The sequence below is a fragment of the Clostridium sp. UBA7503 genome (assembly GCF_002477055.1).
GTDB lineage: Bacteria > Bacillota > Clostridia > Clostridiales > Clostridiaceae > Clostridium_J > Clostridium_J sulfidigenes.
The window spans coordinates 314-25,776 of record NZ_DLNT01000017.1; the positions used below are offsets into that span (position 1 = coordinate 314).

Consider the following 25,463-nt stretch of genomic DNA (forward strand, 5'->3'; position numbering starts at 1 on the left):
AAACTCCCTCTGAAGCAAAGACCTTTGATTATATGTTTTCCTAGAAAACTTTTAAAATACATGTGAGCAGTGAAAGAATCTTCTATATTAAAAATAAAAATCCTTTATCAGGACTTTTATTTTTAATATATTTCTACATATTGTATTAAATTATTTAAGCTTATTTAATTCATCTATTAATTTCTCATTTAGAATCTTTATGTGAGTACCCTTCATTCCTAAAGATCTAGATTCTATAACTCCAGCACTTTCAAACTTTCTAAGAGCATTTACTATAACAGATCTAGTTATTCCAACCTTATCTGCTATTTTAGATGCAACTAAAAGTCCCTCACTACCATCAAGTTCGTTAAATATATGTTCTACGGCTTCTAACTCTGAATAAGATAATGTTCCTATTGCTAATTGAACTATAGCTTTTTTTCTTGCTTCTTCTTCTATTTCATCAGTCTTAGCTCTTAACATTTCCATTCCTACAATAGTACCACTATATTCTGCAATAACTAAATCATCTTCAGTAAACTGGTTAGAAAATCTTGATAACAATAAAGTTCCCAATCTCTCTCTATTCCCATTAATAGGAACTATAGTTGATAGCATATCTTTGAAGTCACATTGAACTTCTCCATTAAATACACAAATACCACTGCTTGGCATATTTGCCCTTGTCTCATCTATATTTAGCAGTTTAGCATTATATTGCTCTGGAAATCTTTTATTTTCAACTACTTGTTCTTTAACTTTATCGCATTCAAATCCATAGGAAAGATTATATCCTAAAACTTTCCCCTTTCTACTAATAACATATACATTACAATCTAACACTTCACTTAGAAGTTCACATATATCATCAAAAACTACTGGCTCTGAACCTGACTTTTGTAAAATCTTGTTTAATTTTCTTGTTTTATCTAATAATGACATCTCTATTCCTCCTTTTTTCTTTTTTCATTTTTCATAATGCTATTTATCACTGCAACTTTTTAAATAATTCAAAATATTCTTTTCTTTCACAAATTTTAGAATTGTTTCGTTGCCATATATCATCATAACATATAGAATTTATTCTATCAACATGTTTTTTATTAATTTTCGACATATTTAGCTTATTTTTAAATTAAATTTTACTTCAAGGTAATTTTTAACTAATATAAACCATTTTATTTATTATCTGTTAACTCTTTATGCTTGCATTCTGAGTTAATACACTCTAAATAATCACCTTTTGCTTTGCTATATCTTTTAGCCATTATACTTCCACACTGAGGGCACTTCTTTTCTGTGGGTTCATGCCAACTTACAAAATCGCATTGAGGATAATTTCCACATCCATAAAATATCTTACCTTTTTTGCTTCTTTTTTCTAAAACATTTCCTCCACACTTAGGACACTTTACATCTAATTCTCTAGCCATGGTCTTTGTATTTTTACACTCTGGATATCCTGGACATGCGAGAAACTCACCAAATCTTCCCTGTTTTATCACCATAAGTCTTCCGCATTTATCACATGGTATGTCAGATACCTTATCTTCTATAGTTATCTTAGCTATTTCTTTTTCGGCTATTTCTATAGCTTCCTTTAGTGGTACAAAGAATTCTTCTACTACGGATTTCCAATTTGCATTTCCTTCTTCGATTCTATCTAATTTACTTTCCATTTCTGCAGTAAATTCTACATCAACTATTTGTTTAAAATATTCGCTAACTATATTATTAACTATAAATCCTAATTCTGTAGGAAATAATACCTTCTTTTCTCTATCTACATATTTCCTGCTTAATAAGGTGGTAATTGTAGGTGCATAAGTACTCGGTCTACCTATTCCATTTTCCTCTAAAGTTTTAACTAAGGATGCCTCTGAAAATCTTGCTGGAGGTTGAGTAAAATGTTGCTTACCATCTACAGATTTTTCTATTAACTTTTCATCTGTATTTAATGTTGGTAATTTTGCATTTCCATCCTCATCTTCATTATCTGTAGCATAGATTTTAGTAAACCCATCGAATCTCACCTTAAATCCTGAAGCTTTAAATAAATAATCCCCATTGCTTATTGAAATTGATGTACTATCAATTATTGCAGACTCCATTTGGCTAGCTACGAATCTATTCCAAATTAAAGTGTAGAGTTTTAATTGATCATTGCTTAAGGTTTCCTTAGCAATTTCTGGAGTTATCTCTACATTAGTGGGTCTTATAGCTTCGTGAGCATCTTGTGCTCCCTTCTTACCCTTGTAAGCTCTTTTAACCTTTGGTGCATATTTATCTCCATAGATATTTTTTATAAATTCAAGAGTAGCTCCCTGAGCCTCCTCTGATACTCTTACAGAGTCCGTTCTCATATAAGTTATAAGACCGATAGTTCCATGTCCTTTAACTTCTATACCCTCATACAACTGTTGTGCTGTTGACATGGTTTTTTTAGTTGAAAAGTTTATTTTTCTATAGGCATCTTGTTGAAGAGTACTAGTAGTAAATGGTGGTAGTGGATTTTTAGATTTAGCTGTATCTTTTATATCTTTTACCACAAATTCACCCTGCTGCACAACTTTTATAATATTATTAGCTTCTTCTTCCTTATTTATAATAATTTTTTTTCCTTTTTTACTGTGCAGTTTCACTGTAAAGGTTTTTGTTTCTGCTAATTTAGATATTTTTGCTTCCACAGTCCAATATTCTTCTGGTACAAAAGCTTGAATTTCCTTTTCTCTATCGCATATTATTCTAAGAGCTACAGATTGTACTCTTCCAGCACTTAATCCCCATTTTATTTTTCTCCAAAGTATAGGACTTATCTCATATCCTACTAATCTATCTAATACTCTTCTCGCCTGTTGAGCATCAAATACATTTTCATTTATCTTTCTTGGAGATTTTATGGCATTTTTTACAGCACTTTTTGTAACCTCATTAAACTCTATTCTACATGACTCTTCAGTGTCTATCTTTAATATGTTAGCTAAATGCCACGATATAGCTTCCCCTTCTCTATCAGGGTCCGTAGCAAGATATATTTTTTCACTTTTTTTAGCTTGTTTCTTAATCTTATCTAAAAGTTCTCCTTTACCTCTAATAGTTATGTATTTGGGTTCATAATTTTTTTCTATATCTACCCCTAACTGACTTTTAGGTAAATCTCTTACATGACCCATAGATGCTTCTACTACATAATTTTTTCCTAAATACTTCTTTATGGTTTTCGCTTTTGCTGGCGACTCAACTATGACTAATTTTTGCCCCATTCTAACCCCTCCATTATAGCTTATAATTTTTTACTTTATTACATATTTATAAGCACCATGCAGATTTCTCATAATCTTTTTATTATATATAAAATTCTACATCCTACTATATTTTAAAATATTATTATCTCATTGCAAGTCATAATATACAAACATTATTAAATATTTCATAAATTTTTAACTATTTATTAATTCTAACATAAAAGTTTCCACTTAAACATAAAATCTCCTCTTTTACTTGCAACTCAAATAATAACTTATATAATCGATTAATGTCAACATCAACTAATTTAATTATTTTATCAATGTGTATAGGATTATCATCTATAACTTGATATATTCTTTCCTCTAGTTTGCTTTTTACAGTAGTTATATTTCTATTATCCATGGAAATTCTAGAAATATTCAATAAATTTAACACATCTTCTATGTCTGTATAAACATAAGCACCATCTTTTATTAATTTATTAGTTCCTCTACTTTCACTGGAGAATATACTCCCTGGCACAACAATTATATTTTTCCCTTGCTCTAAAGCTGCTCCTACAGTAATTAGTGTCCCACTTTTCTCTCCGCCTTCAGTGACAACTAACAATTCACACATACCACTAATAATTCTATTTCTCATTGGAAAATTTCTACTTAAAGGCGGTGTTCCCAAGGGAAACTCGCTAATTATACAACCACCTTTTTCTAAAATTTCATGGTATAGTCTATAGTTTTCTTTAGGATATATAACATCAATGCCACTACCTAAAACTGCAATTGTATTAATGTTGTTCTTTATTGCAGCCCTATGAGCGACAGAATCAATACCTTTAGCCATACCACTTACAATATTTATTTCATAAGGGCTTAACTGTTCTACTATACTATTAGTTACGTCTATCCCATACCTAGAACACTTCCTAGAACCCACAATAGAAATATTCTTTTTTTCATTAATCATTGAAATATTCCCCTTGTAAAACATACCAAAAGGTGCATCCTCATACCGCAGTAAACTTATAGGATAATCTATATCATACATAGTACAAATATGTATATCCTTAATGGATTTACATTCTTCAGCAGCTAACTCTTCAATTTTTATATAAGACTTTTGAAACCTTTCTACAATTTTTTTAGGCAATAGTGTCATATTACCATTAATCACAATTTTTCTCAATGTATCAAAATCATGATATTCATCATAAACGTATTTTTTCATATTATTAGATACTTCCGTAATAATAATCCATAATTTAAATAAATCAACCATCTATACTCACCCAATTCTTTATATTATATCTTCTCTTATATACTTCCTATATTGAAGTGCTTCAATAATATGATTTTCTTCTATAGATTTATTTCCATCTAAATCCGCAATAGTTCTAGCTACTTTTAAAATCCTATTATAAACTCTAGTACTAAGTCCATATTTTTTATAGGTATATTCAAGAATCCTATTAGAACTCTCATTAAGCTTACAGTATTTTTTTATATGACTAGAAGACATATTACTATTGTATTTTATATGTTCATTCCTAAATCTTTCACTTTGTATTTCCCTTGCCTTTTCTATCCTAAGGGCCATAACCTCTGATTTTTCTTCTTTTTTATCATTATTTATAGTCTCATAGGATATGGAATTTACTGAAGCAAAAATATCTATTCTCTCTAATAAAGGTCCAGATAATCTAGATAAATATCTTTTCACTTCACTATCGCTACATTTACACAACCTTGTTTCACTTCCATACATCCCACAGTTGCAAGGATTCATAGCTGCCACAAGCATAAAATCTGCTGGATAAGTTATAGTTCCATTTACTCTTGATATTCTTACCCTCTTATTCTCTAAAGGTTGCCTTAGAACTTGAAGAGCTCTTTTATCAAACTCTAATATTTCATCTAGGAATAACACTCCATTATGAGCTAAAGATACTTCTCCTGCTGAGGGGTTTCTACCACCACCAATTAAAGCAGTACTAGTAATAGTATGATGAGGATTTCTAAATGGTCTATTTCCCATTAATCCTTCTTCTTTAAGTTCTCCACTAATACTATATATCTTCGTAACCTCTAGAGCTTCGTCATTAGTAAGAGGTGGCATAATAGAAATAACTCTCTCTGCCAGCATGGTTTTTCCCGATCCTGGAGTTCCATACATAAGTACATTATGATTTCCTGCTACCGCTACCTCCAATGCTCTTTTAGCTGCTTGCTGTCCTATGACATCTTCAAAATCTAATGAACAATTATTATTTTTATTTTTCCCTCTATTGGTAAATGTATAGGGTTTTACATCCTTATAAGTAAAAAGATGAATTACTTCACTCAAATTTTTGATAGGATATATATTGGCTTCTTCAATACAAGCACACTCATCTTTATTTTCCATAGGCACTATATAGTTCTTTACACCATGTTTTATACCTTCAATTACAATAGGAAGAGCACCCTTAATTTTATTTATATTTCCATTTAAGGACAACTCACCCATAAATATAAAATTATCTGGCTCTTCTAAGAAAAGTTGATTAGTTGCTAAAAGAATTCCTACTGCTATAGGTAAATCATAGTGGGAGCCTTCCTTTCGTATATGAGCCGGAGCTAAATTTATAGTTATTCTACTAATTGGAAAATCTAAAGAAGAGTTGGTTATAGCCGATCTAACCCTATCCTTAGATTCTTTTACAGCAGTATCCCCTAAACCTACAATATTAAAATTAGGTAACCCATAGGTAATATCTACCTCTACATTAATTAATATACCTTCTACTCCTGAAAAGGCTGCAGTTTTTATTTGAATTGACATAATTTCACCCTCTAAATATAAATTTCCAACTTTACTAGTGTAAGTATTGACCATTGAATTTAGAATAAATCAACTTTGTAAAAATTTTAATTAAATCAAAGTTTAGCTTTGGATTATATTGTCTAAAATGTAGGCATAGTTCTTTGCATTAAAGGGGTTTTAAATGAAGATTTTAAATAAAACTATAGGTAATTATGGAGAAAATCTAGCTAGAGAATATATTGAGAAAAAGGGATATATAATATTAGAAGAAAATTTTTTATGTAAGTTAGGGGAAATTGATATTATAGCTAAGGATAATAATTATATTTGCTTTATAGAGGTAAAAACTCGATATAGCAAAAGATACGGCACTCCATTAGAAAGTATCACTAATACTAAGAAAAGAAAATTGTATAAAACTGCACAATATTATATTTGTTTAAAAAATATACATAAATCTTATTTTAGATTTGATGCCATAGAGGTAACACTTATTTCTTCTGGTGAACCCCCTAATATTACACTCATTAAAAACGCTTTCTGAAAAGTAAATACCTGAATAAAAAAGTAATTAGATAACTTTTTTATTCAGGTATTTTTTATTTTATTAATTATTTGTTAAGTATATTTTTCAGAAAACTTTCTCTATGAATTGGACAACTACCATGACAAATTATTGCATCTATATGTTCTTTGGTACCATATCCTACATTATTATCAAAGTGGTATTTTGTATATTTCTTACTATACTCTTCCATTAAATTATCTCTATATACTTTAGCTATTATAGAGGCACATGCAATGGCAGCACTTTTAGTGTCTCCTTTAATTACAGCTTCATTTCTAAATTTAAATTCTCTTATAGTATATCCATCAGATAATACTATATCAGGAGTAACTTTTAGTTCTCCCACAGCCATCTTGAAAATTTCATTGTTACAAAACCCTATGCCTTCTTTATCTATTTCTCTGTTGGTTTTTAGGGCTATAGAATAACTTATTGCTTCTTTTTTTATTATATCACTTAACTCTTCTCTTACTTCTTTAGTTAACTTCTTAGAATCATTTATTCTTAATATTAAATCCCTCGAATTATTGTCAAGAACTACTGCAGCAGCAACTATAGGACCTGCTAAGGGGCCTCTTCCAACTTCATCTACACCAGCTACAATATCATGTCCATAGCTTTTATCAAAATTATATAATTTTTCTACTCTAGCATATTCATTTTTATAATGCTCCACATATTTTCTTAGGGTTTCTCCTAAAGCTCTTACATTTTTCCTATGATCATTGTTTAATAATTGATATATAGATTCATAATCTGCTTCATGGCTTCTTACCTCTTTTAATGACATAAACCCACGGACAGAAGATTTTATATCGTTAAATCTCATAGTTTTAATTTCTTTTAAAAAATTTATACTACTCATATTTATTTTCTGTATCAGGTACCTCTAGTGAAATAGGACCTAACTTCCCCCCCCTAAATTCATCTAATAGCATTACAGCTACTCTATTATAATCTATGTTGCCACCTGAAATTATAGCACCTCTTTTTTTACCTATGTTATCCATATTATTAAGAGGATTCTCATCTAATTCTTTAAGCTTATATCTCTCCAACAGCCTTGATCCATGGGTATTTTGAAGTCTTTCTATAAGCTTTAATGCCAGTTCCTCAACATCCATTATTTCATCCTTTATAGCTCCAGTAAATGCTAAATTAAGCCCTACTGTATCATCTTCAAATTTAGGCCATAAAACCCCTGGAGTATCCATAAGTTCTATACCCATTTTTGTTTTTATCCATTGTTTACTCTTTGTAACACCAGGTCTATCTCCAGTTTTAGCAGCACTGTTTTTTGCCATCCTATTTATAAATGTAGATTTTCCTACGTTAGGTATTCCTACAACCATTACTCTGGTAATAATATTTACTACGCCTTTACTTTTAAGTCTATCATGCTTCTCTTTTAAAAGCTCTTCTAGAGTGGGTTTAATCTTGTTAAGCCCTGATCCTGTAAGGCAGTTAACAGACAATACTCTAGTTTTATCGTCTGATAATTTATTTACCCACTTCTTTGTTACATATTCTTCACTAAGATCGCTTTTATTAAATAATATTATTCTAGGTTTCTCACTACAGATATCTTCAATATCTGGATTAGAACTTGAATAAGCTATTCTTGCATCACGAATCTCTATTATTGCATCTACTAACTTTAAGTTTTCCTTTATTTCTCTTCTGGTCTTTGCCATATGTCCAGGAAACCAGTTTATACTCATTTATCTCACTCCTAAGAATTTTATAATTAGATATATTAAATTAACTATTTTAGTATTTACCACATTTACAATAAATACTTCTATATATGTAATAAAAAAAGGGACTATCTAGCCCCATTTTCTTACATTCTCTCTTTTACTTTAGCAGCCTTACCTACTCTATCTCTTAAGTAGAATAATTTAGCTCTTCTTACTTTTCCTCTTCTAACTACGTCAATTTTTTCTATAACAGGCGTATTTATTGGGAAAGTTTTTTCAACTCCAACTCCTGATGCAAATCTTCTTACTGTAAAAGTTTCTCTAGCTCCACCATTTTGTCTTTTAAGAACGGTACCTTCAAATATTTGAACTCTTTCTTTGTTACCTTCTTTAATTCTGATGTGAACTTTAACTGTATCTCCTACATTGAACTCAGGTAAGTCAGTTCTTAATTGTTCTGCTTCTATAGCTTTTATTATATCTAACATTGTGCATTCCCTCCTAAAATTTATTATGACGTTCTTACTCACATTTAGTGACAGAGGACCGCCCGTACTAGCACAATCCTCATTTTATCACATAATATTTCAATGTGCAATATTATTTATCCTTTTTATGATGATTCTCCAGCAGCTTTTTATCTTCTTTAGTCAGTTCTACATTTTTATATAAATCACTTCTTCTCTCCTTTGTAATCAGTAATGATTTAAGCCTTCGCCACTTTCTTACATTTTCGTGATGTCCAGATATTAATACCTCTGGAACTTCATGTCCTTCAAAGGAAAAAGGCCTTGTATATTGAGGATATTCTAATAATCCTTCATAAAAGGATTCTTCTTCATAACTCTCATTACAGGATAAAACTCCTGGTATCATTCTAGCAATGCTATCAACTACAGGTATGCAAGCCATTTCTCCCCCAGTTAAAACAAAATCTCCTAGAGAAATTTCCATATCTATATATTTATATACTCGCTCATCTATACCTTCGTAATGACCACATAAAAATATTAACTCCTCCTCTTTGGCAAGTTTTTTACATAACTCTTGATTTAAAGTCTTACCTCTAGGACCTAAAAATATAACTTTTCCTTTATTATTTTCTCTTAGATGTTTTATGGAGTTTACAATGGGTTCTGGGGTCATTACCATGCCTGCTCCACCTCCATAAGGGTAATCATCAACCTTTTTATGTTTGTTAGTAGAGAAGTCTCTTATATTAGTAGTATTTATAGATAATATTCCTTTTTCCATAGCATTTCCTATGATACTATGATTAAATACCTGAAACATCTCTGGAAATAAAGTTAAAATATCTATCTTCATTATTCAGACCATACCTTCACTGGCTTTATTACAATTTTATTATTTTCTATGTCTACTTCTTCTACAATTGTCTTTAAAGCAGGAACTAGCACGTCTTCTTTTCCTTCCGATTTAACCCAATATACATCATTACTTCCCGTTGCAATAACATCATATACTTTTCCTAACTTTTCTCCATCTGTATCATAAACATAACAATCCATTAAATCTGCAACATAGTAGCTACCCTCTGGTAATTTTATAGCATCTTCTCTTTTTACTTCAAGATATTTATTTCTATAAAGTTCGGCTTCTTCAATAGAGTCAATTCCTTCTATTTTTAATATAGCTCTATCCTTTTGAAGCTTAACTGATGTAATTTTTATTTCTTTATCATCTATATATACCTTATCTAAGCCTCTAAATCTTTCTAAGCTATCTGTTAGTGAAAGCACCTTAACTTCTCCTCTTACTCCATGGGGCTTAGTTATCTGACCAACGCTCATCAATTCCCTCATCATATATCTCCTCACTATTTAATTACTTAATATTATTAGCACAAAATTTTTTCATAAACATTTATTCATCCGATGACTATCAGCTCTANNCTTCTTCAAAGTGGGAGTAAATAGCTACTACATCCCTGGATAACGATTTCTTTGCTTCAGTAGGAGTAAAAACCTCCTCTGAAGCAAAGAACTCTGTTTATTATAATAATTTTTTGTAATTCTTGTCAACTACAATATATAAAAAAATAAGAGCTAGGTATTCCTAACTCTTATATTATTTCTACAACAACTCTTTTATTTTCTTTAATCGCTGCTGCTTTAACAACAGTTCTAATAGACTTAGCTATTCTTCCCTGTTTTCCAATTACTTTCCCCATATCTTCTTCAGCAACCTTTAATTCTAAAATTATAGAATGCTCTCCAGCAATTTCATTTACTTGTACTGAATCAGGGTTATCAACTAATGACCTTGCAATAATTGTAAGTAATTCTTTCATGGATTGCGCCTCCAATCAATTAAACTTTCCTATTTTATTCCTGCATTGTTGAAAAGTCTTTTAACTGTGTCTGTTGGTTGAGCTCCATTTTTTACCCATTTAACTGCTTTCTCTTCATCGATTTTAACAGTTACTGGCTCTGTAGTTGGATTGTAGTATCCAATCTCTTCAACAAATCTTCCATCTCTTGGAGATCTTGAATCAGCAACAACTATTCTGTAGAAAGGAGCTTTTTTAGCACCCATTCTTCTTAATCTTATTTTTACTGCCATTATATTTTCACCTCCTTCAAAGGTTATGTGTATTTGAACTTAGAAAGGTAATTTTCCAAACAAGCCTTTTTTACCAAATTTACCAGCCTTGCCTCCCATGCCCTTCATCTGTTTCATCATTTTTTTCATCATCTCGAAGTCTTTTAAAAGTTTATTCACTGCTTGAATGTTAGAACCTGAACCATCAGCTATTCTCTTCTTTCTAGATGGTGAAGAAGATACTATACTTGGATTTTTTCTTTCCTTAGCCGTCATTGAATGTATTATTGCTTCCATTTTTCCCATGGCCTTTTCACTTTGTGAAAAGTCTACGCCCTTTAATTCTTTTGCATTAAAGCCTGGAATCATTTCAACTAACTTGCCCATAGGTCCTAAATTTTTCATTTGATTCATAGTTTCTAAAAAGTCCTCAAGATTGAATTCTTGATTCATCATTCTGTTACCGAGTTCTGTAGCTCTCTTCTCATCGATAGCTGATTGAGCTTTCTCAATTAAAGAAAGTACATCTCCCATACCAAGGATTCTTGATGCCATTCTCTCTGGGTGGAAGATTTCTAAATCTGTCATCTTCTCTCCCATACCTACATATTTTATAGGCTTTTCAGTGATTGCTTTAATTGATAGTGCAGCACCACCCCTAGTATCACCATCTAACTTGGTAACGATAACTCCTGTAATATCTAGTGTATTATTAAAGATTTCAGCTACATTTACTGCATCTTGACCTGTCATAGCATCTACAACTAATAAAATTTCTGATGGATTTATTGAAGCTTTTATATCTTCAAGTTCTCCCATTAGTGCTTCATCTATATGCAGTCTTCCTGCCGTATCCACGATAACTACATTAGCTCCAATGCTTTGAGCATGTTCAATGGAAGCTTTTGAAATATCCACTGGGCTATTTTTATCTCCCATGGTGAATACAGGTACATCTATTGACTTTCCTACAACTTGTAGTTGTTTTATAGCTGCTGGTCTATAAACGTCACAGGCTACTAATAATGGCTTTTTATTGCCTTTTCTAAGATTTAGAGCCAACTTTCCTGCCATGGTAGTTTTACCTGCGCCTTGGAGACCAACTAACATTATCATTGTTATTCCATTATTGACAAATTCTATTTTCTTTTCAGTGGTTCCCATTAATTCAGTTAATTCTTCATTAACTATTTTAACTACTTGCTGACCTGGTGTTAAACTTTCCATAACTTGATCACCAAGACATTTTTCACTGACAGACTTTACAAAGTTTTTAACAACTTTATAATTTACATCGGCTTCTAAAAGAGCAAGTTTTACTTCTCTCATAGCCTCTTTAATATCTTTCTCTGAAAGCTTACCTTTACCCTTTAGCTTTTTTATGGTCTCTTGTAATTTGGAAGATAGTCCTTCAAAAGCCATATGAAAACCTCCTATACATTCTCTTCTATATCTTTAATTATATGGTCTATTTCTTTTTTTATATTTTCTTCAGAAGTAGTACCTTTTAATCCTTTTAATTTGTTAATAATTTCAGTCTTAGAGTTTTCTATAGCTAAGGTTTTTTTCATTAAGTTAAGTTTACTTTCATACTCTTCTAAAAGATTACCACATCTTTTAATTAAGTCATGAATTGCTTGCCTACTAGTATTATTAACTTCTGCTATTTCTGATAGAGATAAGTCATTATTATAATATAAATCCATAATATCTCTTTGTTTATCAGTAAGTAATGAGTTATAAAAATCTAGTAAAATTGATATTTCAACTCTCTTTTCCATATAATCACCCAACTCACAAAACTTATATTAACAAATTAATTTTAAGCTGTCAAGTATTTTTACTTAACAGTTAAAATAAAGCTTCTACAAAATCTCTAGAATTAAATTCTTGAAGATCATCTATACCTTCCCCTACCCCTATATATCTAACTGGAATATTTAAAGTATGTTTTATAGAAATAACTATACCACCCTTAGCTGTACCATCTAGCTTTGTTAGAATTATACCATCTATAGGACATACTTCCATAAATTGTTTTGCTTGAATAACTGCATTTTGTCCAGTAGTAGCATCTAAAACTAGTAAAGTCTCCTTTTTAGCTTCTCCATACTCTCTATCGATAACTCTATTAATCTTTCCAAGTTCATCCATAAGATTTTTCTTGTTATGAAGTCTACCTGCAGTATCACAAATTAACACATCAACTTTTCTAGCCTTTGCAGCCTGTACTGCATCGTATATAACAGCTGCTGGATCTGAACCTTCTTGATGTTTTATCATATCCACATTAGCTCTATTACTCCAAACTTCTAATTGATCTATAGCTGCCGCTCTAAAAGTATCTGCTGCTGCTAATAAAACCTTATAATTATTATTTTTTATTCTAGAAGCCATTTTTCCAATGGATGTAGTTTTACCTACTCCATTAACACCAATGACTAATCTTACTTCTGGTGTTGATTCAGGTATTATTGAGGTTTCATAGTCTCCTAACATATCCATAATTATAGATTCTATAGCTGGAAGTATCTCTTCAGTATCATTGATTCTTTCAGAAACAACCTTTTTTCTAAGCCTTTCAATAATTTCTACTGAGGTTTCTACCCCTATATCGCTAGTTATTAATACTTCTTCTAGTTCTTCATATAAATCATCATCTATAGTAACTGCAAGCTTTAATACTTGAGTCACTGCATCATTTATAGTATTTCTAGTTTTGCTAAGTCCCTGTTTTAACTTATCCAAAAATCCTCCAAACATATTAAGCCTCCTTATTTCTTATTAAATTCCATAGATACTACCTTAGATACACCCTTTTCTTCCATAGTAACTCCATAAATCATATCACTGGTTTCCATGGTTCCTTTTCTGTGAGTTATTATTACGAATTGTATGTTTTCAGAGAATTTTTTTAAAAATTCTCCATATCTAAGTACATTAGCGTCATCTAACGCTGCCTCAATCTCATCTAGTATACAGAATGGAGTTGGCTTCATCTTTAGTATTGCAAATAGTAGTGCAATGGCTGATAAAACCTTCTCTCCTCCTGAAAGTAGATTTATATTTTGAAGTTTTTTTCCTGGTGGCTCTACATCTATTTCAATCTTACAAGTTAGTTCATCATCCCCTTGAAGATTTAAATCAGCACTTCCCCCCTTAAATAACTCCTTAAAAGTCTCATTGAAGTAAATCCTGAGTTGCTTAAAATTCTCCATAAACACATCTCTCATCTTTTCAGTCATCTCGCCTATGAATTCAATTATTTCTTCCTTAGACTTAACTAAATCTTCCCTCTGTATGCTCATAAAAGTATACTTTTCATTTACTTCTTTAAATTCTTCTATGGCTCCTAGGTTAACTACTCCAAGATCAGTTATTCTCTTTTTCAATTCAGCAACTTCATTCTTTAATATAGCTATATCATAACCCTCTAACTTAAAACTTAATCCTTCTGCAAAGGTAAGATTGTACTCTTCATTAAGCTTCTTCAATAGAGCTTCTTCTTCTGATTCAATTTTAGCCAAAGAAATCTGATTTTTATGAATTTCTTTTTCTAGCTTATCTAATTGTAAATCAATATCTTCAATTTTTGAAGTTATAACTGGAATTTTATCTTTTATCCTTAACTTTTCTACTTGAGTTTCTTCAAAAAACTGCTCTAACTCCTTAAGTAACTTAATAATTTCCTTAGTATTATCAGTACTTTTAGATATATTTATTCTATATTCTTCCTTAGCTAAAGTGGATGTTTCTATATTTTTTAAATTGCTTTCAATTAGCCTTTTCTCTATTTCTACTGCCTGGGTCATCCTATCTAATTCTTGAATATTATTACTTATAACTTCTAAAAGCTTTGCTTTATTTATTTTTATAGAGGTTAATTCATCTTTAATGGTATCTATATATAAATTTTTCCCTTTAGTTTTATTGTTATGCTCATCATATTGACCTTCTAATTCAATTACTTTATCTTTAAGCTGAGTTAATTCCTGCTGTGAAAAAGTTAATTTAGCTTTTAAGGCTTTAATTTTCTCCTCTTCCTTACCCAGATTTTCGCTAGCTTTTTGAAGTTCTCGTTTGTTTCTTAGTTCCTCTTCTGTAACCCTGGATATTTCACCCTTAATCTTTGTTATATTAATACTCTCATAATGTATTTCATCTCTTAAGTTAAGACCTCTATCATCTAGTTCTTTAATCTTAACATTAACTGATGTTATTTCTTCATTTTTATGAGCAACTACTCCGTGACTTTCTTCTAATTCCTCGGTTAATTTTTCAATTTCTCTCTTTCTACCAATTACGTTAGCATTTTTAGAATAACTTCCTCCCGTTAGTGAGCCCCCCGGATTAAAGACTTCTCCATCTAAAGTAACAATTCTATATTTATAGCCACAAACTTTAGATATATGTAGTCCATTATCCATAGTATCACATACAATGGTTTTGCCTAAAACTTGATCAACTACACCCTTAAATTTATCTTGAAATTCTATAAGTTCACTAGCTATGCCTATATATCCCTTAGTATCCCTTACAATTTTATCTATCACTAAGTTCTTACCCTTTACTATATTTATAGGCATAAAGGTTGCTCTTCCTATTTTGCTACTTTTCAAGTAATTAATAAGATTTTTTGCTATGTGTTCATCCTTGGTGACAATATTAGATATGCTAGCTCCCATAGCAATCTCTATTGCTCTTTCAAACCTCTCTGGAACCTTTATTATATCTCCAAGTACATAGCAATCCTCATTTGCTTTATAATCTTTACTATTCTCTATGTGTTGCATTAGAAGTTTTACAGATCTATTATATCCTTCATAGGAATTCTCTAGAGTTACCAAAGCATTTAACCTAGCTTCTTTATTTCCTTGCTCTCTCAATATTTCTTTTAATTTTTTCTCTAAGATTTCTAAGTCATGCTTACACTTAGATAGTTTTTTTCTATTTCCCTTAACTTCCTCTTCATATTTATCAATATTAATACTAGCCTTATTCTCTTCTTCTATTAAATGATTCTTGGTCTTGTTATTTATTAATATAGAATTTTTAAAAGTTTTAACATCTAATATTAAATTTTCTATATTTCCACTACTAATTTCGATATTATTTTTCAAAATATCTATTTCACTAGTTTTAGAATTAATATTATTATAAAACTTAAATTTTATCTCTTCTAATTCCTTCAATTTATTATTATCAGTAGTTACACTATTTAATACATTTGTCAATTCTATTTCTTTTTTTTCTATTTTATTATTTATGTCAAATTCTTCTTCTTTTAAGGCAGCTATACTTTTTCTTTGATTTTCTATTTTTAAATATGCCTCTTCAAGATATTGATTTTTTTGCAGTATTTCACTATTTAATCTATTTATACTGTCTTCTAAATGTAATATTTTTTCTTCAAAGAGCTTAACTTCCCCAATTACTCCTTGATGTTTATTTTGGCTTTCATAATAAATCTTTTTCTTTTCTTCTAGAATATTATTTAAAGCTTCTAGCTCTTCATTATTATTTTCATAAGCTAGCTTTAATTCATATTTTTCTTTCCTCAAGGTTTCTATATCTGTAGTTACAGTATTTATTGTGTTGTTGTATCTATCTATGTTAATTTTAGTTTTTTCCAAAAAATCTATGATTATATTAACTTCCTTTACTTTTATCTCTTCAGAAGCTTCTAAAAATATTTTGGCTTTTTCACAATCTTCTTCTAGAGATGGAATCCTTTCTTCATAGGTAGAAATAATATCGTTTATTCTAATAAGGTTTTGCTCCGTGTTATCAAGTTTCTTCTCAGCCTCTTCTTTTCTTGTTTTATATTTTACTATACCTGCAGCCTCTTCTAATAACTTTCTTCTATCCTCTGACTTAGCACTTAAGATTGCATCAATTTTACCTTGTCCTATTAAGGAATATCCTTCCTTACCTATACCTGTATCCATAAATAAAGCTTGTACATCTTTTAACCTACACACAGTATTATTTATTAAATACTCACTTTCACCCGATCTATATAATCTTCTTGCAACGGTTATCTGAGAATAGGCTATATCTAAGTCAGAATCGCTATTATCTAAAGTAAGAGAAACTTGAGCAAGCCCTACAGGTTTTCTATATTGAGTACCTGCAAAGATTACATCTTCCATTTTGTCTCCTCTAAGATTCCTGATACTTTGTTCACCCAGCACCCACCTTACAGCATCTGAGATATTACTTTTCCCACTTCCATTGGGACCTACAACTACAGTTACACCCTTTTTAAATGTAAGCTCTGTCTTATCTGCAAAGGATTTGAATCCTCTTATTTCGATAGATTTTAAGAACATCTATTCACACTCCTAAGCTCCTAAGATTATAGGTAAAATAAGTACTGCAGCCATAGCAATGCATATACAAGTAGTTATTATTTTTATATACTTTTCTCTTTTCTTCTTAGTCATCCTCATAAAATCCACTCCTAACATTAATTTAAAGAAAATATCCTATAATCTTCCTAGGATACTTTAAAATATATATTTACTTTAACCTATATAATCAAAAGTTTTATTGATATTTAAGTTTTAAATAATCCTTCTGATTAATTATATCTAACTTTGTACCATTATAAAACCCTATGGAAGACTTTCCTATATTTCTTTCTTGAGTTACAAATATTTCTTTACTCTTTAATTTTTTTAGAAGCAGATTAAAATATTGCTTTTTATTAGAATAAAGCTTAGATATATCTTTAGGATTTATATATATTTTATACTTATCCATTTCTTTATCTTTATAATAGTCATAAATCATATCACAGTAGACACTACTCTCCACTAGCTCTCTAAAAGCAGAATGAAAAGGTCCATCTACCACATCTCCATCAGCACTAATCTCTTCTGTAGGTTGAAGGCCAATTCGGATAACCTTTATATCATTACCCTCCATCATTCCATAGACTATCTTACTTATATCTACAGCTTCCGCTAAAGTATATGGCTTATATATGCCTTCCTTTAAGAGCTTTTCCATAGGAGTTTCCTTAATAACTAGGGATGGGTATATCCTACAGATATCTGGATTCATAGAAATACTTTTTCTTGTAGTTTTAATATCCTTCTCTCTTGTATCTCCTGGGAGTCCTAGCATTATTTGATGCCCTAAGGTGAATCCATATTGCTTTATTAAGCTCGACGCCTTCTCCACGTCCTCTGAACTATGCCCTCTTCCTGATTTATGTAAAACTTCTTCATCTAAGGATTGAACTCCTAATTCTATAATATCTACATCAAAACTTTTTAGGTGATCTAAAATCTCTTGATCTATATAATCTGGTCTTGTGGATAATCTTATAAATTTAATCTTTCCTATTTTTTTATAATTTTGAGCTACTGATAATAGTTCTCTTTGTATGCACATATTAATTCCTGTAAAAGTACCACCGAAAAATGATACCTCAATTATAGCATCACTACTATCTATAGTTTTTAAATAGTCCTCTATGGTTTTTTTTACATAATCACCGTCTACATTTCCTGCACTACCTGCTGACCCTGCATCTCCTGTAATACTATCCTGATTACAAAACACACAAGTATGGGGACATCCTATATGAGGCACAAATATAGGTATAATATAATGATTTTTACTCACTAATATCCCCCCTCTTAATTAAAACTTCCCTAGCGGCCATTTGTTCAGCTTCTTTCTTACTATACCCTGAACCACTTCCTTTAGCTTCTCCATTAATTAAAACCTTCACAAAAAATTCTCTTCTATGAGGTGGTCCTTCAAAATTAATAAGAGAATAAGAAATATCTACATCTCCATTCTTTTGTAATATTTCTTGAAGCTTTGTTTTATAGTCTAAAATTATCTCATTTTTAACTGCTTTAATAATAATTGAGTTAAAGTTTTTAAGGACAAACTCCTTAGTTACTAAAAGTCCTTCATCTAAGTATACTGCTGCAATAATAGCTTCTACAGCATCAGCTAAAATTGATACCCTAGTTCTACCACCCGTTAATTCTTCGCCTTTACTCATATAAATGTATTTTCCTAGTTCCCACTTCTTAGCTATTTCAAATAAAGAATTTTCACATACGATTAAAGCTCTTACCTTAGTAAGGTATCCTTCTGTTTCATCTATGTGATTAGTAAATAAATATTCAGATATAATTAATTCTAAAACTGTATCTCCTAAAAATTCTAATCGTTCATTGAATTCAGTGTTTCTTTCATTAGCGTAAGAACTATGAGTTATTGCTGTTTGTAATAAAGTTAAATCTTTAAAGTCAATACCTAATTTATTTTTTAATTCTAATGTACTTTTTAATACTTTCATCTTTTTACCTCTTTCGCCAAGGTTTATTCTTCAATTTATCTAAATAAACTCAAGCGGATAAATTCAAGAATAAATCTAAAAATAAGGTTCCGCATTTCTACGGAACCTGCTGATATTATTCTTCTACTCGTGCTTTTATGTAGTCAACTACATCTCCAACACTAGCTATTTTTTCTGCATCTTCATCAGGGATTTCCATGTCAAATTCCTCTTCAAGGGCCATAATTAACTCAACTAAGTCCAATGAGTCTGCTCCTAAATCATCAACAAATCCAGAGTCCATAGTTATATCATTTTCATCTATGCTTAGTTGCTCCGCGATTTTTGCTCTTATCTTTTCAAACATTTTATATACCTCCTAAAAATTGAATATAATATCACTATTTAATATAATAGCATATTGGATAATAATCAACTGTTTATTTACAAATACTATATTATAATATACTAAACCTACAAAATTTTATTCACTTATTTTAATTTTTTTATTTTTCTTCTTTAAAAGCATCTTTAACTTTATCTAATACTTTTGTATCATAATAGGTTTTAGAAAGTTTAATTGCATTTTTTAAAGCCTTGGCATCGGAGCTTCCATGAGCTTTTATGCAAATGCCATCAACCCCTAAAAATGCAGCTCCACCGTATTCTTTATAGTCATAGTGCTTTTTAAATCTCTTAAATACAGGCTTTAATAATAGTCCGCCTATTTTTGTTGTTGCGGAACTCATTATTTCATTTTTAAGCTCACTTAATATGGTTTCTGCAACGCCTTCATACATCTTTAATACGGTATTACCTACAAAGCCATCACATACAAGGACATTTACTTCTCCTTTAGGAATTTCTCTCGGCTCTACATTGCCTATAAAATTTAAATTCTCTTGTTTTAAAAGTTGATAAGCTTCCTTGGTTAATTCATTTCCCTTTTCTTCCTCTGATCCTATATTTATAAGTCCTACAGTAGGATTTTCAACAGATAATACACTTTCAAAGTATACCTTACCCATTTGAGCAAACTGAGTTAAATAATGGGGTTTACAATCTGCATTAGCTCCTACATCTATTATCATAAATGGACCATTTTTACCTGGCATAACTGGTGCTAGTGCTGGTCTGCTTATCCCTTTAATCCTCTTTACAATAAGAGTACAGCCTGCTAAGAAGGCTCCTGTACTTCCAGCAGATACAATGGCATCTGCTTCCTTATTCTTAACTAACTCTAAAGCTTTAACAAGAGATGAATCTTTCTTAGTCTTTAGAGCTTTTACTGGCGCTTCATTAGTTGAAATAATTTCAGTAGTATTTAAAATAGTTATTCTTCCTTTGGTATATTCATATTTTTCTAATTCTTTTTTTATAAGATCTTCTTGACCTGTAATTATTATATCTATATTATATTCTTTTTGTGCAAGAACACAACCTTCTACTATAGCTTCAGGTGAATTATCTCCACCCATTCCATCAACTACAACCTTCATAGTAACTCCTTTCATGATTTTAAAATATTTAAATACATTATATATTTTTTTCATTTAAATTTCCACATAAAAATAAAAAGAAAGTCTATCGACTTTCTTCTTATTCCTCAGTTGAAACAACTTCTCTATTCTTGTAGTAACCACAGTTCTTACAAACTCTGTGAGCAAGCTTCATTTCGTGGCATTGAGGACACTCTACTATTCCTGGTAAACCAAGTTTAAAAGTTTGAGCTCTTCTTGAATCTCTTCTTGCTTTTGAAAATTTTCTAGCTGGATTTCCCATTATTACACCTCCTTATGGTTAGAAAACATTTGTGATAGCTTTTCAAGTCTAGGGTCTACATAAAAATTAGTACAAGAACATTGTCCTAAATTTAAATCTTTCCCACAAGTCTGGCATAAGCCTTTGCAATCCTCTTTACATAACCTTTTAACAGGTAGTTCAAGGAGAATACTGTTTTCAATAATTTCATAAATATCTATATTCTCAGAATTGGTTGAGATAATCTCACAATCATCAGTGTTTGATATTTCTTCTTCTATGTGCACCTTAACTTCATAAGAAAAAGCTTTTGTACACCTAGAACAATTTAATAATACTTCAGTATCTACGTCACCAATAAGTTCTATAACTTCCTTTTTGCGACGCAAAAACCCATTAAACTTAATAGACTTGGAGTATTTTACCATTTCACTACCATCGTAAAACTTCTCTTTCTCAATTTCGATATCTATATTCTTTCTCTCATAGTTCTTATCATTTAAATCTTTAAAGTTTATAATCATAACAACACTCTAAAAAAACATAATATCCCTGTTTTTTCTCATATAACTAAGACTAGTTATATATAATGCAAAATGCATAGCTTGAGTAAAGCTCCAACTTCCCTCCTTAAGTTAATTAAATATATCATTCAAACACAAGTTATTATATAAATTATACCGATAAAAGTCAAGGTAATTTACACATGTATATTTTTTCCTTAAGATAAAAAGCTAATTTTTTACTCAAGCAGATAAATATTTTTACTATTTTGAAGTAAGTTCTTTAGTATCTCTTGCTATTACTAACTCTTCATTTGTAGGAATAACAAATACTTTTACTTTAGCTCCATCTTTGCTTACTTCTGTAGATTTTCCTCTAACATTATTCTTAGCATCATCTATTTCAACACCTAAGAATTCTAAGCCTTTGCAAATTTCTGCTCTAGTTTCTATAGCATTTTCTCCAAGTCCTGCTGTAAATACAACTGCATCTACTCCGCCCATTGCTGCAGCATAAGCACCGATCATTTCTCTTACTCTGTAGTTATATACATTTAAAGCAAGAATAGCTCTTTCATTTCCTTCTTTAGCAGCATCTTCTATATCTCTAAAGTCACTACTTACTCCCGATAATCCAAGAACTCCTGATTGTTTGTTCATTAAATTATCAACTTCTTTAGCTGTCATTTTTCCTTCATTCATTAAGAATGTAACTATAGCAGGGTCAATGTTTCCACATCTAGTTCCCATTGCTATTCCTTCAAGTGGAGTGAATCCCATGCTTGTATCTACACAATGGCCATCTTTTATAGCAGCTAAGCTAGCTCCGTTTCCAAGATGACAAGTGATGATTTTAACATCTTTTATGTCTTTGCTCATTAATTTAGCACATTCTGCTGATACATATTTATGTGATGTTCCGTGGAACCCATATTTTCTTATTCCATACTTAGTGTATAGCTCATACGGTAGTGGGTACATATACGCAGTTTTTGGCATTGTTTGATGGAATGCTGTATCGAATACTGCAACCATTGGAGTTTTTGACATTAAGCTCTTGCAAGCATTAATTCCAATTATGTTTGCTGGATTATGAAGTGGTGCAAGTTTTACACACTCTTCTAAACTTTCCATAACTGCATCATCAATTACTACAGATTCTGAATATTTTTCTCCACCATGAACAACTCTGTGTCCTACTGCTGATATTTCATCCATTGAAGAAATAACTCCATGGTTACCATCTACTAATGCACCTAAAACTAATTTTATTGCATCTTTATGGTCAGCCATTGGTTGCTCTATTATATATTTATCTCTCCCTGGAACCTTTTGAGTTAAAATTGAACCTTCAATTCCTATTCTTTCAACTAATCCTTGTGCTAAGCTCTCTTCTGTTTCCATGTTTATTAATTGGTACTTTAATGAAGAACTTCCACAGTTTATTACTAATACTTTCATTCTCATTTCCTCCTGACGCATTTGTAATATATTAATATATCATTATATTAGATTACAATATAATTTTAATTAAATCAATATAATATTTATTTGTTATTTTGAGCTTGCACTGCTGTAATTGCTACAACATTTACTATATCATCTACACTACATCCTCTTGAAAGGTCATTTATTGGTTTTGCAAACCCTTGACATACTGGACCTATAGCTTCAGCTCCTGCAAATCTTTGAACTAATTTATATCCAATATTTCCTGCTTGTAAATCTGGGAATATTAAAACATTGGAATTTCCTGCTACTGTACTATTTGGTGCTTTAAGACTTGCTACTTTATCAACTATAGCTGCATCTAATTGTAATTCTCCATCTATTGCAAGATCTGGTCTAGCTTCTTTTGCCATTCTTGTAGCTTCAACAACCTTATTTACATTTTCATGTTTAGCACTTCCCATAGTTGAGAAAGATAACATTGCAACTTTTGGATCTATTCCACATAGAGTCTTTGCATTTTCTGCTGTACTTATAGCTATTGATGCAAGCTCTTCTGATGTTGGATTAGGATTAACTGCACAATCTCCAAATAATAGAGTACCATTATCTCCATATGAAGAATTTTCAAGTTCCATAACGAAGAAACTTGAAACAACTTTTATTCCTGGAGCTGTTTTTATAATTTGAAGTCCTGGACGTAATAAATCCCCTGTGCTATGTACTGCTCCTGAAACTAATCCATGGGCATCTTCTAGTTTAACCATCATTGTTCCATAATAAACTGGGTCTTTAACTATTTGTAATGCTTTTTCCTCTGTAACACCCTTGTTTTTTCTAAGTTCATAAAATGCTTTTGCATACTCTTCAGTCTTAGGTGATACTTCAGGATCTACAATTTCAATTCCCTCAATATTTACCCCGAAATTCTTAGCATTTTCCTTAATCTTATCCTGGCTACCTACTAATATAACTTTAGCTATTTTATTTTTATGGATAATTTCTGAAGCCTTTAAATTTCTTTCTTCTTCACCTTCTGGAAGTACTATTGTCTTCATCTCTTGTTGTGCTAATTTCCATACCTTTTGTGTAAAACTCATTTTTCTTACCCCTTTCAGTAAAAATATTCTAAATATCCCTTATTACTATACCCCTTTTCATATATATTTTTCAACCTCTATATTGAATTTTTTTGACTTAATTTAATAATTAAGCTATCATAATTAACATTTTTTTGATATAATCTATGGTTATATGAGTACAGGAGGTAATTTAAATGAAAATATCAGGAATTATTGTGGAATATAATCCTCTTCACAATGGACATCTTTTTCATATAAATAAAACTAAAGAATTGACTAATAGTGATTTAATTATTGCAGTTATGAGTGGAAACTTTAATCAAAGAGGTATTCCCTCTATAGTAGATAAATGGAAAAAAACATCAATGGCTTTAAATAATGGGGTTGATATTGTTTTAGAACTCCCTGCAATATACAGCCTATCTTCTGCGGAATTCTTTTCTTATGGTTCCATAAGTCTTCTTAATAGTCTAGGGATAGTAGATTCAATTTGCTTTGGAAGTGAATCAGGTGATATAGACTTTCTTAAAGAAATATCTGATCTACTAGTAGAAGAACCCCCTTTATTTAAGTCCTTATTGAAAGAAGAATTAGGTAGAGGATTACCTTTTCCAAAGGCTCGTTCTTCAGCTTTAATTCATTATATAAATAAAAAAAATTATTATAATGAAAAAGACATAGCTGACTATCTAAATTCTTCTAACAATATTTTAGGTATTGAATACCTTAAGAGCTTAAAAAAACTTCATAGTAATATTGTACCCTATACTATAAAAAGGGAAGGTGGGGATTACAATAGTACTAATTTAAATAATATCTTCTCAAGTGCTACTGCTATTAGAAAATCCTTGAAATCAAATACTTCAATGAAAGAATTAATATCTCATATTCCTCCTAGCGTTTACGCGGATATTGTAGAACTTAAAAACAAGAATTATAATTTTCCCTTTGATTACATGATATATCCATATATAAAGTATAAGGCTATAACTAGCAAAAATAACTTTTTCGAATTAATTCCGGATGCTTCTGAAGGTCTCCATAATAAGATATTAGCTACCATAAAAGACGCTAAAGATTACGAACATTGTGTTGAAATGATAAAAAGCAAACGATATACCTACACTAGAATTAGTAGAATATTATGTCAGTATTTTCTAGGCTTTTATGAATACAATACCTTAGAAATGCGTAAAGCCCCTTGTCCATATGCCCGTATTTTGGGCTTCACTAAACATGGAGCTATGGCATTAAAATCAATGAAGAACAATTCTTCTATACCAATATATTCAAAACTACCAAAGGATATAAACCCTACCTTAAAATTAGATTTACAATGCACTAGTGGCTATAGTATTCTAAATCCTTCCATAAGTGCTATGGAAGATTATCTGCAAAGCCCGATTATATTATAAACATAATTCTTCAAGGAACCATACTAAAATAACCTAAATCTTAGATTAATTTTTAGTGAATTGTTTTGTAAGTACCTTGAAGATTTTA

25 protein-coding genes are annotated in these 25,463 nt (G+C 30.6%); 2 read left to right on the forward strand and 23 right to left on the reverse strand.

From position 1 onward, the window contains the following. Window positions 1–150 precede the first annotated feature (150 nt). From codY to B3630_RS03970, 4 genes are all read right to left on the reverse strand, one after another. Window positions 151–924 (reverse strand): GTP-sensing pleiotropic transcriptional regulator CodY, encoded by a 774-nt coding sequence (codY, locus tag B3630_RS03955; protein WP_346895722.1) that lies wholly within the window; start codon window positions 922–924, stop codon window positions 151–153. Between the two features lie 236 nt (window positions 925–1,160). Continuing rightward, window positions 1,161–3,245 carry a type I DNA topoisomerase gene (gene topA / locus B3630_RS03960; RefSeq protein ID WP_346895724.1) on the reverse strand — a complete coding sequence of 695 codons (2,085 nt, stop codon included), beginning with the start codon at window positions 3,243–3,245 and terminating at the stop codon, window positions 1,161–1,163. A 181-nt stretch (window positions 3,246–3,426) separates the two neighbouring features. Further along, entirely contained in the window at window positions 3,427–4,506 is a 1,080-nt protein-coding gene (dprA, locus tag B3630_RS03965; RefSeq protein ID WP_346895726.1) for a DNA-processing protein DprA, read from the reverse strand. Between the two features lie 18 nt (window positions 4,507–4,524). Continuing rightward, entirely contained in the window at window positions 4,525–6,048 is a 1,524-nt protein-coding gene (locus B3630_RS03970) for a YifB family Mg chelatase-like AAA ATPase (protein ID WP_346895728.1), read from the reverse strand. Between the two features lie 163 nt (window positions 6,049–6,211). Here B3630_RS03970 and B3630_RS03975 point away from each other — a divergent pair, with 163 nt between their 5' ends. Further along, window positions 6,212–6,574 carry a YraN family protein gene (locus B3630_RS03975; RefSeq protein ID WP_346895730.1) on the forward strand — a complete coding sequence of 121 codons (363 nt, stop codon included), beginning with the start codon at window positions 6,212–6,214 and terminating at the stop codon, window positions 6,572–6,574. A gap of 67 nt (window positions 6,575–6,641) precedes the next feature. Here B3630_RS03975 and B3630_RS03980 read toward each other — a convergent pair whose 3' ends face one another. The 19 genes from B3630_RS03980 to pta form a co-directional block, all read right to left on the reverse strand. After that, window positions 6,642–7,388, reverse strand: coding sequence for a ribonuclease HII (locus B3630_RS03980; protein WP_346895954.1), 747 nt, complete (start codon window positions 7,386–7,388; stop codon window positions 6,642–6,644). 67 nt (window positions 7,389–7,455) lie between these two features. Continuing rightward, window positions 7,456–8,319 carry a ribosome biogenesis GTPase YlqF gene (gene ylqF / locus B3630_RS03985; protein ID WP_346895732.1) on the reverse strand — a complete coding sequence of 288 codons (864 nt, stop codon included), beginning with the start codon at window positions 8,317–8,319 and terminating at the stop codon, window positions 7,456–7,458. Window positions 8,320–8,441: 122 nt separating this feature from the next. After that, complete coding sequence (gene rplS / locus B3630_RS03990; protein WP_035132767.1) at window positions 8,442–8,786, reverse strand: 50S ribosomal protein L19; 345 nt, start codon at window positions 8,784–8,786, stop codon at window positions 8,442–8,444. Between the two features lie 112 nt (window positions 8,787–8,898). Next, window positions 8,899–9,624: a tRNA (guanosine(37)-N1)-methyltransferase TrmD gene (gene trmD, locus B3630_RS03995; RefSeq protein ID WP_346895734.1), complete on the reverse strand. Its 726-nt coding sequence runs from the start codon at window positions 9,622–9,624 to the stop codon at window positions 8,899–8,901. Further along, entirely contained in the window at window positions 9,624–10,121 is a 498-nt protein-coding gene (gene rimM, locus B3630_RS04000) for a ribosome maturation factor RimM (protein WP_346895956.1), read from the reverse strand. Before rimM ends, trmD begins: the two co-directional genes overlap by 1 nt. A 260-nt stretch (window positions 10,122–10,381) precedes the next feature. Beyond that, window positions 10,382–10,609, reverse strand: a complete 228-nt coding sequence (locus tag B3630_RS04005; protein WP_035132761.1) for a KH domain-containing protein — start codon at window positions 10,607–10,609, stop codon at window positions 10,382–10,384. Between the two features lie 29 nt (window positions 10,610–10,638). Then, window positions 10,639–10,881 carry a 30S ribosomal protein S16 gene (rpsP, locus tag B3630_RS04010; RefSeq protein ID WP_035132758.1) on the reverse strand — a complete coding sequence of 81 codons (243 nt, stop codon included), beginning with the start codon at window positions 10,879–10,881 and terminating at the stop codon, window positions 10,639–10,641. 39 nt (window positions 10,882–10,920) lie between these two features. Further along, entirely contained in the window at window positions 10,921–12,282 is a 1,362-nt protein-coding gene (gene ffh, locus B3630_RS04015; protein ID WP_346895736.1) for a signal recognition particle protein, read from the reverse strand. 11 nt (window positions 12,283–12,293) lie between these two features. After that, on the reverse strand, window positions 12,294–12,641 hold the full coding sequence (locus B3630_RS04020; protein ID WP_346895738.1) for a putative DNA-binding protein: 348 nt from the start codon (window positions 12,639–12,641) through the stop codon (window positions 12,294–12,296). Window positions 12,642–12,711: 70 nt separating this feature from the next. Next, entirely contained in the window at window positions 12,712–13,623 is a 912-nt protein-coding gene (gene ftsY, locus B3630_RS04025) for a signal recognition particle-docking protein FtsY (RefSeq protein WP_346895740.1), read from the reverse strand. A gap of 11 nt (window positions 13,624–13,634) precedes the next feature. After that, window positions 13,635–17,192, reverse strand: coding sequence for a chromosome segregation protein SMC (gene smc, locus B3630_RS04030; protein ID WP_346895742.1), 3,558 nt, complete (start codon window positions 17,190–17,192; stop codon window positions 13,635–13,637). Window positions 17,193–17,409: 217 nt separating this feature from the next. Next, on the reverse strand, window positions 17,410–18,495 hold the full coding sequence (locus B3630_RS04035; RefSeq protein WP_346895744.1) for an elongator complex protein 3: 1,086 nt from the start codon (window positions 18,493–18,495) through the stop codon (window positions 17,410–17,412). After that, entirely contained in the window at window positions 18,488–19,186 is a 699-nt protein-coding gene (gene rnc, locus B3630_RS04040) for a ribonuclease III (protein WP_346895746.1), read from the reverse strand. The genes B3630_RS04035 and rnc overlap by 8 nt, the downstream gene beginning before the upstream one ends. Window positions 19,187–19,301: 115 nt before the next feature. Beyond that, window positions 19,302–19,532 (reverse strand): acyl carrier protein, encoded by a 231-nt coding sequence (gene acpP, locus B3630_RS04045; RefSeq protein WP_346895748.1) that lies wholly within the window; start codon window positions 19,530–19,532, stop codon window positions 19,302–19,304. A 139-nt stretch (window positions 19,533–19,671) separates the two neighbouring features. Continuing rightward, window positions 19,672–20,664, reverse strand: a complete 993-nt coding sequence (gene plsX / locus B3630_RS04050; protein ID WP_346895958.1) for a phosphate acyltransferase PlsX — start codon at window positions 20,662–20,664, stop codon at window positions 19,672–19,674. Between the two features lie 100 nt (window positions 20,665–20,764). Then, window positions 20,765–20,947: a 50S ribosomal protein L32 gene (gene rpmF, locus B3630_RS04055; protein WP_035132741.1), complete on the reverse strand. Its 183-nt coding sequence runs from the start codon at window positions 20,945–20,947 to the stop codon at window positions 20,765–20,767. 2 nt (window positions 20,948–20,949) lie between these two features. Next, the gene (locus B3630_RS04060) at window positions 20,950–21,450 is read right to left on the reverse strand and encodes a DUF177 domain-containing protein (protein WP_346895750.1); all 501 of its coding nucleotides are present in this window, start codon (window positions 21,448–21,450) and stop codon (window positions 20,950–20,952) included. 243 nt (window positions 21,451–21,693) lie between these two features. Beyond that, a complete protein-coding gene (locus B3630_RS04065) occupies window positions 21,694–22,890 on the reverse strand; it encodes an acetate kinase (RefSeq protein ID WP_346895752.1) in 1,197 nt (398 codons plus the stop codon). A gap of 86 nt (window positions 22,891–22,976) precedes the next feature. Continuing rightward, on the reverse strand, window positions 22,977–23,978 hold the full coding sequence (pta, locus tag B3630_RS04070; protein ID WP_346895754.1) for a phosphate acetyltransferase: 1,002 nt from the start codon (window positions 23,976–23,978) through the stop codon (window positions 22,977–22,979). Between the two features lie 176 nt (window positions 23,979–24,154). Here pta and B3630_RS04075 point away from each other — a divergent pair, with 176 nt between their 5' ends. Then, the gene (locus B3630_RS04075; RefSeq protein WP_346895756.1) at window positions 24,155–25,375 is read left to right on the forward strand and encodes a nucleotidyltransferase; all 1,221 of its coding nucleotides are present in this window, start codon (window positions 24,155–24,157) and stop codon (window positions 25,373–25,375) included. The last annotated feature ends 88 nt before the right edge of the window (window positions 25,376–25,463 follow it).